The organism is bacterium, from assembly GCA_016873475.1.
Lineage (GTDB): Bacteria > Krumholzibacteriota > Krumholzibacteriia > JACNKJ01 > JACNKJ01 > VGXI01.
This window is the reverse complement of record VGXI01000141.1, coordinates 1-8,513: the sequence shown is the minus strand read 5'-3', so window position 1 is coordinate 8,513 and position 8,513 is coordinate 1. Positions and strand designations below refer to the sequence as shown.

The window sequence follows — 8,513 nt, the reverse complement described above, 5'->3', positions numbered from 1 at the left end:
CCCGATGATCGCATAGCCCGTCAGCTCGGCCTTCTCCCGGTAGGCCTCCTCGGTGAGGCTGCCGCCGGCGAAGATGAGGTCGCTCACGCGCATGCCCTCGAAGCGCGGGTAGTTGCCCGGATAGTTGACCTCGCCCAGCACTTCCACCGTCTGCGGCTGCTTGAACTCCCAGATCGAGTGCACCATCAGCTCGTCGAGGTCCTGCAGCACCAGGTTCTGCGTCGGATCGCCCGCCAGCACGCCGCGCAGATCGAGCGGGATCCGCGTCACGTCCAGGCTCGCCGGGTTCGTGCGGAAGAGCTCGGCCTCGGCGAGCCAAGCGTCGCGCAAGAGCCCGCCGGCGGCTAGCAGCAGGTCGAGCACCTGCATGTCCTTGCGGAAGACGTACTCGCCCGGCTCCTGCACCCGCCCGCGCACCTTCACCTTCGGTTGCTCGCGGAAGTAGGCGCGGTGGAAGACGAACACGCGGTCGCGATCGCGCAGCGCGAGATCGGCCAGCGGATCGCCGTCCAGGAGCGCCGCGCCCAGGTCGAAGGCCAGGTACTCGGGCTCGCGGTCCAGCGGGTTCTCGCGCTCGATGAGCCCGTAGGGGAAGTGCGTCTCCGGCAGCAGGTCGTCCGGCCCGCCGACCAGATCGAGCAGGCGCATGCCGTCCACGAACTGCCGCTTGCCGGGCCGGCGCACGTTGCCCGCCAGCCAGACGACCTGCTCCTCCTGCCCCGTGATCGGGAAGACCTTGAGCAGGTCGCCGTCCTTGAGCGGCCAGCGAGCCGCCGCGGCGAGGGAGAAGTCCACGCTCACCCGACTGCCGTTCTCGAAGCGGTCGAGCTGGATCAGCTCGGTGTGCGCGCTGGCCGTCAGGCCGCCGGCCAGGGCGATCAGCTCGCCGGCATCGCCCTTGCCCATCAGCTCGTAGCGCGCCGGCCGCTTCACCTCGCCGGCCACGCCCACCATCGGCCCCACCGGCGGCACGAAGATCACGTCGCCCGGCTGCAGCCGCGCGTCGGCGCTCGTGTCGCCCTCCATCAGGAGGTCGTAGAGGTCCAGCCGCGAGACCAGCTCGCCCGCCCGCCGCAGCTCGATCTTGCGCAGGCTGCCGATCTCGGTCACGCCGCCCGCCGCGAACAGCGCATTGGTCAGCGTCGCCAGGCCGCTCACCGTGTAGCTGCCCGGCCGGAACACCTCGCCCAGCGCGAAGATGCGGATCGAACGCAGGCGGCCGAGCGTGATGCTCGCCGCGACGCCGATCATGCGCTTGCCGACTTCGCGCTGCAGGTTCTCGCGCAGCTCGGCGAAGCTCTGGCCCGCCACCGGGATCGGCCCCAGCTCGGGGAAGGCGATCAGGCCGTCGCGATCGACGATGAGATCCGTGCTCAGGTTCGTCTTGCCGTAGAGCTGCACGTGCAGCTCGTCGCCCGGGCCGATCACGTAGTCCGGCCCGACGGGGATGTCCGTGGCCGGCGCGAAGGTGCTGGGCGCCCCGGCGAAGAGATCGTAGCCGTAGGGCCGCAGCCGCTCGTCCACGGCGAGCGGTGCGCTGCCCGAGAGGAAATTCGCGAAGGCCTGGCGCAGCTCGGCCTGGCCCGCGAGGCCCTCGCCGGCCGGCAGCTTTTCGAGCGGCGGCGCGGGCGGCAGCGCGGACGGCACCGGCGTCGTGTCGGCGGCGAAGGCCGGCTTGCGCGGCGCCACCAGCTCGGGCGCGCTCGCGTCGCGCGCGGCCGCGGCGCCCGGCTGATCGAGCAGGCTCGGATCGAGCCCGTAGTCCGCGATCAGCTTCGCCCGCTGCTCGGGGGAGAGCTGCCTCAGCATCTCCAGCTGTTCCGGGGTGGGCGTGGGCCCCTGTGCCAGCGCCACCGCTGCGAGCAGGCAGAGCGCAGCGGCGAGCAGCGCGCGCAGCGCGCAGTGGGGCATGGATGCCTCCGGCCGTCGGTCGTTGGGGGGAGGCTAGCCCAAAAACCTGCGACGCGACAAGGGTTTCGCTAGTCCAGAAGTTCCGCCTCGGCGAAGGCCACCCCGGCGGCATCCTTGGCCGAGAGGGTCGGCGCCGCGCCCCCCACCAGCGGCCAGGCGATGCCGAGCTGGGGATCGTCCCAGCGCAGGCTGCGCTCGTGCTCGGGGGCGTAGAAGTCCGTGCACTTGTAGAGGAACTCGGCCGCCTCGCTCGTCACGTAGAAGCCGTGGGCAAAGCCGGGCGGGATCCAGAGCTGGCGCTTGTTCGCCGCCGAGAGCGTGAGGCCCACCCAGCGGCCCAGGGTCGGCGAGCCGCGGCGCAGGTCCACCGCCACGTCGTAGACCTCCCCCGCCACCACGCGCACCAGCTTGCCCTGCGTCTGCTGCACCTGGTAGTGCAGGCCGCGCAGCACGCCCTGCGCGCTGCGGCTGTGGTTGTCCTGGACGAAGTGCAGGTCCAGCCCCGCCGCCGCGAAGCGGCGCGCCTGCCAGGTCTCCATGAAGAAGCCGCGCTCCTCGTCGAAGACCCGGGGCTCGACGAGGATCACGTCGGGGATCGCGGTGGGCGTGAACTGCACGGCGGCGTCCTTTCGGCGCGGACCCCCCTTTCACTAGCGCCGTGGCCGCGCGCAGGCAAGCCCAATTCACGGCAGGCTCGACAGCCCGCGCCGCCCGACCTAGACTGCCCGCACGCCGTCCGCCGAGGAGCCCCATGCCGCGCGCCCGCCGCCATCTGCTCTGGCCCCTGCTCGCCCTGCTCGCAGGCTGCGGGCGCTGCGGCGAGACCGCCGATCCCGAGGCTCTGCTGCCCGTTCGCCTGTCCGGCCGCGAGGGCTATGCCACTCCCGCCGGCGAGATCCGCCTCGATTTCGCCTGGGACGAAGCCCGCCGCTTCGCCGAGGGCCTGGCCGTGGTCGGCACGGGTCCCGTCGAGACGCGCCGCTACGGGGCGATCGACGCCGCGGGCCGGGTGGTGATCCCGCTCGTCCACCCCGAGCTGGGCGACTTCCGCGAGGGCCGCGCGCGCTTCCGCAGCGACACGCCCGCCGGCCCGCGCTACGGCTTCCTGGACGCCGAGGGCCGCGTGGCGATCGCGGCGCGCTTCCAGAGCGCGGGCGACTTCAGCGAGGGACTCGCCGCCGCGAGCGAGGGCGAGCCCGGCCGGCGCGGCTACATCGACCCCCGCGGCGAGTTCGCCATCGAGCTGCCGCGCCTGCCCGATTTCAGCGGCGAGTTCCACGGGGGCCTGGCCGTCGTCGTCTTCAATCCGCTCGACCACCGCGTGATCGACCGCAAGGGCCGCGAGCGCTTCGCGAGCAGCCAGCGCCTGGGCGCGCGCGTCGCCGAGAACTGCATCGAGAGCTACTCGAACGCCCGCGACCGCTACCGCTACGTCAGGCCCGACGGTCGCGAGGCCTTCCCCGGCGAGTTCGCCTATGCGCGGGCCTTCAGCGGCGGCCGCGCGCTGGTCAAGCCGGCTGACGCCGCGCTCTTCGGCTTCATCGACCCGACGGGCGCGCTGGTCGTCCCCGCGCGCCTGCGCCAGGCCGGCGACTTCGACGCGCACCCGACGCCCCTCGCCCCCGCCCTGCCCGAGGACGCTGCGCGCTGGGGCTACATCGACGCCGCGGGCGGCCTCGCCATCGCGCCGCGCTTCGTCTGGGCGGGGCCCTTCCGCGGCGACTGGGCGCCCGTGGAAACGGAGATCGGCCCCAACTACGTCTCCCGTGAAGGCCGCCTGCTCTGGGAGCCCGAGCGCCGAGCGCCGGCGGACTGGGAGCGCAATCGTCTGGCCACCCTGGCCGGACGGCCGCTGCTGCGCCTGGATCTCGCCGCGGCGCGCGGCGCGACCGCGGCCGACGCCGACAGCGTGGCGGTCCTGGACGCCGGCGCCCTGCTCGGCATCAGCGCCGGCGCGGAGGCGGCGCTGGCCACCGCGCGCCTGCGCCCCGGCGGCGAGTTCCTCCTCGAGGGTGAGAACCGTCGCCTCCTGTTCGCCCTCGCGCCGGGAAGCGCGCCGCCCCCCGCCGACGCCTTCCGCGGCGAGGGGCTCGTGCCGGGCTGGCGCGTCTCGCTCGTCGAGGACGACCCCTTCCTGGCCGCCGCGCCGGCCGCCGCCGCCGACAGCCTGCGCCTCGCCGGGGCCGATCGCGCGCTGCTCGGCGCGCTGCTGCTCGCGCACCGCGAGCTGCCGCCGCGCAAGGTGCTCGCGCTCTACCGCGCGCTGCCCTCGCGCCTCGTCGATCTGGGCGGCGGCCAGCTCCGTCGCTACCCGCTGCTCCTGGACGCCGCGCGGCTGCCCGCCGCGGAGATCGCCGAAGCCCTCGGCCCGCTGCCCCTGCAGGACGACTCCGGCGCCTGGCGGCTGCTCGCGCTGAGCGGCGAGTACGCCAGCGAGACCCGCTTCGAGACGCTCGGCGCGCTGCGCGAGGGGCGCCGGCCCTTCCGTCGCGGTGGGCGCTGGGGCTATCTCGATGCGGCCGGTCGCGAGCAGAGCCCCCCGCGCTGGGCCTGGGCCGAGGCCTTCAGCGAGGGCCTGGCCGCGGTCTCGCCCGACAGCCAGCGCATCGGCTTCATCGATCCAGCCGGCACGCTGGTGATCGCGCCGCTCTACCGCGGCGTCGACGCCTTCCACGAGGGGCGCTGCATGGCCGTCGTCGATTCGCTGGGCGGCTACATCGACCGGCGCGGCAACTGGGTGGTCACGCCGCGCTTCGCCTGGAGCGGCGCCTTCGCCGAGGGGCTCGCGCCGGCGAGCCTGGACGGCCGGGCCGTCGGCTTCATCGACAGCACCGGGACCTTCGCCATCGCGCCGCGCTTCCAGTACGCCGGCGAATTCCGCGAAGGCCTGGCGCCCGTCACCGAGGGCGGTCGCGTGGGCTTCGTCGATCGCAGGGGCCGCCTGGTGATCCCCTGCCGCTACGAGGAGGGCATGGCCTTCAGCGAAGGGCTGGCCGCCGTGCAGGTCGAGGGGCTGATCGGCTACGTCGATCGCGCGGGGCAGGCGCGCATCGCGCCGCGCTACGCCGCGGGCACGCCCTTCGCGCATGGCGTGGCGCTGGTCATCGAGGACGAGCGGCTGCTCATCATCGACGCCGCGGGCCGCGCGCTCTGGCGTTCGGCGCCCTGATCCGCGCGGCACTTTCCCCCGAAGAAAAACCCCCGGCCGAAGCCGGGGGTCGAGGAGTCCACCAGGCGATCGCCCCGCATCCGCAGAGACTAGTAGAGCGACTTCACATCGCCCCAGCTGCTGGACGCCGCAGGCGTGCTGCAGAGAACGAGGAAGCTCAGCGAACCCGTGGCGGTGTGCGGAGGCGCGCCGAAGGTGTCGCCGAGCAGGGTCCAACCGATGGGGTAGCTGTTGTCGCAGGCGCAGTTGATCGAGACCGTGACGCAAAAGACGCCCGCGTTCTCGCCCAGCAGGAAGCCGTAGCCGAACTCGTCATCGCCGCTCCAGTGGGCGATGTTCGTGCCGTAGCCCCCGAAGGACACGGTGGCGCCGCTGTTGAAGTCGGCCGAGCCGGGCGCGGGGGCCGCGCTCGCGGGCGGCGTGTTCAGGATGGTCATGCAAGCGGGCAGGGTGATGATCACGTCCGTGAGCCACTCGAAGTCGGTGCTAGCATTGGTAACCGTGAAGCAGAGCGTGCTGGTGCCGTTGTTGTCCTCGCTGGGACTGACGGTGACGGTGCTGCCGCCGATGTTCTGCGCCAGAGCGGGGCCGGCAGCGAGGGCCAGCAGTGCCAGAATCGTGAGCAATCTCTTCATTCCGTCCTCCAGGGCTGTCGAAACGCCGGGCTTATCTCCTCCGACTGACAGGCCCATGGGGAAGGGCGCGCGGGACGCGCTGGGCCCGTTCGGCGGTCACCCGAACAGTGGCTCCGTTATTGTACCTGAAATTGAGGGAAGCTTCAACCCGCGTCGGCGCCGGCCAGAAGCGCGGCTTCGCGCTCCGCGTCCAGGCCCGCGCGCAGCGGCCGCGCTGCCACGAGTGGCTGGCGCCATGCCAGCGTGTCGCGCGCCGTCTCTTCGAGCGGACGCAATTGCAGGTCCGCCGCCAGCGCGCGATCGATCGCGGTTCGCAGGAGCCCCTCGCCCGCTGAGGGCACCCAGCAGGGCAGCTCGGTGAAGGGCACCACGCCCTGCTCGAGGAGGAAGGCCTCGTCCAGCCAGACCAGCTCGCCATCGCCGCCCACGGCGCGCAGGCAGGTCTCGAGCAGCTCGCCGAGGCCGATCGGCGCGGCCGGCCCCGTCGCATTGAAGACGCCGGTCCTGCCCGCGGCGAGCAGGCGGATCGTCCACGCCGCAAGATCGCGCACGTCGATGAGCTGGGTCGGCGCATCCGGCCGGCCCGGCGCGAGGATTCGCCCGCCACGGGCCGCGCGCAGGGGCCAGTAGCTGAAGCGATCGGTGGGATCGTCCGGACCCACGATGAGTCCCGGCCGCACGATCAGCGCGCGCGCTCCCTGCGCCGCGCGGACGGCCGCCTCGCAGAGCACCTTGAGGCCGCCGTAGGTCTCGCCGTTCACCAGCTCGACGCTCGGATCCGCGAGGCTTGCGAGCGGCGAGTCCTCATGCACGCCGGCCGGCGGCGGATCCGCGTAGACGGAGATCGTCGAGATGAAGAGGTAGCGCTCGACGCGCCCGGCCAGCGCGTGCGCGGACTGACCCACCACGCGCGGCAGGTAGCCGCTGGTGTCGACGACGGCGTCCCAGGTACCCGTGCCGAGCGCGGCGAGGCCGCCGTCGCGATCGCCGTGGATCGTCTCCACGCCCGCGCGGCCGGCGAAGGTATCGGCGTTCGTGCGCCCGCGGTTGAAGAGGGTCACCGTGTGGCCGGCTGCGAGCGCCGCCTCGGCGATGTGCTTGCCGAGAAAGACGGTGCCACCGAGGATGAGCAGTCGCATGGGACTCCTTGCGGGCGCGCCTCAGCGCAGCGCGCGGTGGCGGAAGCAGTCGACCGTGTGGTCGTTGACCATCCCCACGGCCTGCATGAAGGCATAGCAGATCGTCGGGCCGACGAAGCTGAAACCGCGCGTCTTCAGGTCCTTGCTCAGTGCGCGCGATTCGGCGGTCTCGGCGGGAAGCTCGGCGAGCGCGCGCCAGCGGTTCTGGATCGGCGCGCCGCCCACGAAGGCCCAGAGGTAGCGATCGAAGCTGCCCTGTTCTTTTTGCACCGCGAGGAAGGCGCGCGCGTTGGCGACGGCGCTGGCTACCTTCGCTCGATTGCGCACGATGCCCGGATCGGCGAGCAGGCGCTCGATCTTGCGCGCGTCGAAGCGAGCCACCTTGACCGGCTCGAAGGCGGCGAAGACCTCGCGATAGTGCTCGCGCTTGTTCAGGATGGTGCGCCAGCTCAGGCCGGCCTGCGCGCCCTCGAGGACGAGGAACTCGAAGAGCAGGCGATCGTCGTGGACGGGCACTCCCCACTCGCAGTCGTGATAGGCGCGGTAGAGGGAGTCCTGGCCCGCCCAGCTGCAGCGCGTCGGCTCGCGCAGGGGGCTCACGCGCCCGACCCGCTCACCGTGCTGCGCTTGACGATCCAGATGATCAGCCCGATCAGGGCCAGCGGCAGCGCGAAGATCACCAGCAGGAAGGGCAGCGCGAGACCGAGGATCGGCAGGAAGAAGAGGAAGCCGAGCACCCCCAGCGCCAGCCCGAAGACGCCGCGCAGCAGCCAGAAGCCGATCTGGAGGGGCAGGAAGATGAGCTTGAAGACCAGGCCCAGCACCGTGAAGACGAGGCCGAGCAGGAGCCCTACGCCGAGCAAAGCGAAGATGAGGACGGCGAGACTGAACATGATTGCCTCCGCGCGCTGACTGGGAAGCGCCGCGCTGGATGGAATGCGGCACTGGAAACGCCTGCACTACATGAGCCGGAAGGGCCCTATTCGCGCCAGCCGCGCCCTTGTTTCAAGCCGGGGTCCCAGGCGCCGGCGCTCGCCTAGGTGGGCGATCGACTGACCTCGCCCGGCGGCGATCAGCCGGTGCTCGGCAAGGCCGCTGCCGGCAGTGCGACGGCAAGCCCTGCGCCGCGTTCGTGCAGCAGTCGGTGGCAGGCCGCGCAAAGGGTGATCAGGTTCGCCGCGCTGTTTCGACCCCCCCGTCGCCGCGGCTCGCGGTGATGCACTTCCAGGAAGCGCGTGGCCCGGCAGCCCGGCGCCTGGCAGCGATGGCCGTCGCGGGCGAGCACCTGCCGGCGCAAGGCGGGTGGGATCGACGCGCGATTGGGTTCGCCGTCGCGTTGCTCGCGGCAGTCGCAGGCCGCCTGCGCGGCCACCGCCGGCGCCAGCGGGCGGCCGTCAGGCAGGCGCGCCGCGCCGCACTCCTCGCAGCGATAGATCACGACCTGGTAGGGCGGGGCGGAGTTGCCACGTGGCAACTGCTCACCGGCGCTCTCACTGGCGCTGCGTTCGGGAATCTCCAGGCCCGCAAGGAGGGCGTCCAGTCCGGCGAGCAGAAGCTCCTCGCGAGTCTGGTGCCGACCAGTCGCGGCGCCGGCTTTGCGGATCTTCTCCAGCATCGACTGCAAGCGGGCGAGTTCGAGCGGTCGGAGGCGCAAGGTCA

General features: G+C 72.5%; 8 protein-coding genes. 1 reads left to right on the top strand and 7 read right to left on the bottom strand.

Going from position 1 to position 8,513, the window contains the following annotated elements:
- Positions 1–1,911: hypothetical protein (locus tag FJ251_11125; GenBank protein MBM4118270.1), on the bottom strand; the 1,911-nt coding region annotated here is incomplete at its 3' end.
- A 68-nt stretch (positions 1,912–1,979) separates the two neighbouring features.
- Entirely contained in the window at positions 1,980–2,528 is a 549-nt protein-coding gene (gene rfbC, locus FJ251_11120) for a dTDP-4-dehydrorhamnose 3,5-epimerase (protein ID MBM4118269.1), read from the bottom strand.
- A 134-nt stretch (positions 2,529–2,662) separates the two neighbouring features.
- Here rfbC and FJ251_11115 point away from each other — a divergent pair, with 134 nt between their 5' ends.
- Positions 2,663–5,080 carry a WG repeat-containing protein gene (locus tag FJ251_11115; protein MBM4118268.1) on the top strand — a complete coding sequence of 806 codons (2,418 nt, stop codon included), beginning with the start codon at positions 2,663–2,665 and terminating at the stop codon, positions 5,078–5,080.
- An 89-nt stretch (positions 5,081–5,169) separates the two neighbouring features.
- On the opposite strand, the gene FJ251_11110 is transcribed toward FJ251_11115, so the two are convergent.
- The 5 genes from FJ251_11110 to FJ251_11090 all read right to left on the bottom strand — a co-directional run bounded on the left by FJ251_11110 (position 5,170) and on the right by FJ251_11090 (position 8,469).
- A complete protein-coding gene (locus tag FJ251_11110) occupies positions 5,170–5,715 on the bottom strand; it encodes a hypothetical protein (GenBank protein MBM4118267.1) in 546 nt (181 codons plus the stop codon).
- A gap of 143 nt (positions 5,716–5,858) precedes the next feature.
- Positions 5,859–6,854, bottom strand: coding sequence for an NAD-dependent epimerase/dehydratase family protein (locus FJ251_11105; protein ID MBM4118266.1), 996 nt, complete (start codon positions 6,852–6,854; stop codon positions 5,859–5,861).
- A 21-nt stretch (positions 6,855–6,875) separates the two neighbouring features.
- Positions 6,876–7,445 carry a DNA-3-methyladenine glycosylase I gene (locus FJ251_11100; GenBank protein MBM4118265.1) on the bottom strand — a complete coding sequence of 190 codons (570 nt, stop codon included), beginning with the start codon at positions 7,443–7,445 and terminating at the stop codon, positions 6,876–6,878.
- A 5-nt stretch (positions 7,446–7,450) separates the two neighbouring features.
- Entirely contained in the window at positions 7,451–7,747 is a 297-nt protein-coding gene (locus tag FJ251_11095; GenBank protein MBM4118264.1) for a hypothetical protein, read from the bottom strand.
- 179 nt (positions 7,748–7,926) lie between these two features.
- The gene (locus FJ251_11090) at positions 7,927–8,469 is read right to left on the bottom strand and encodes an HNH endonuclease (GenBank protein ID MBM4118263.1); all 543 of its coding nucleotides are present in this window, start codon (positions 8,467–8,469) and stop codon (positions 7,927–7,929) included.
- Positions 8,470–8,513 lie beyond the last annotated feature (44 nt).

Excerpts from the sequence above, each read along its gene's own strand:
- FJ251_11090 (MBM4118263.1), bottom strand. The coding sequence starts at position 8,469 with ATGCTGGAGAAGATCCGCAAAGCCGGCGCCGCGACTGGTCGGCACCAG.
- FJ251_11095 (MBM4118264.1), bottom strand. The coding sequence starts at position 7,747 with ATGTTCAGTCTCGCCGTCCTCATCTTCGCTTTGCTCGGCGTAGGGCTC.
- FJ251_11115 (MBM4118268.1), top strand. The coding sequence starts at position 2,663 with ATGCCGCGCGCCCGCCGCCATCTGCTCTGGCCCCTGCTCGCCCTGCTC.
- FJ251_11110 (MBM4118267.1), bottom strand. The coding sequence starts at position 5,715 with ATGAAGAGATTGCTCACGATTCTGGCACTGCTGGCCCTCGCTGCCGGC.
- FJ251_11105 (MBM4118266.1), bottom strand. The coding sequence starts at position 6,854 with ATGCGACTGCTCATCCTCGGTGGCACCGTCTTTCTCGGCAAGCACATC.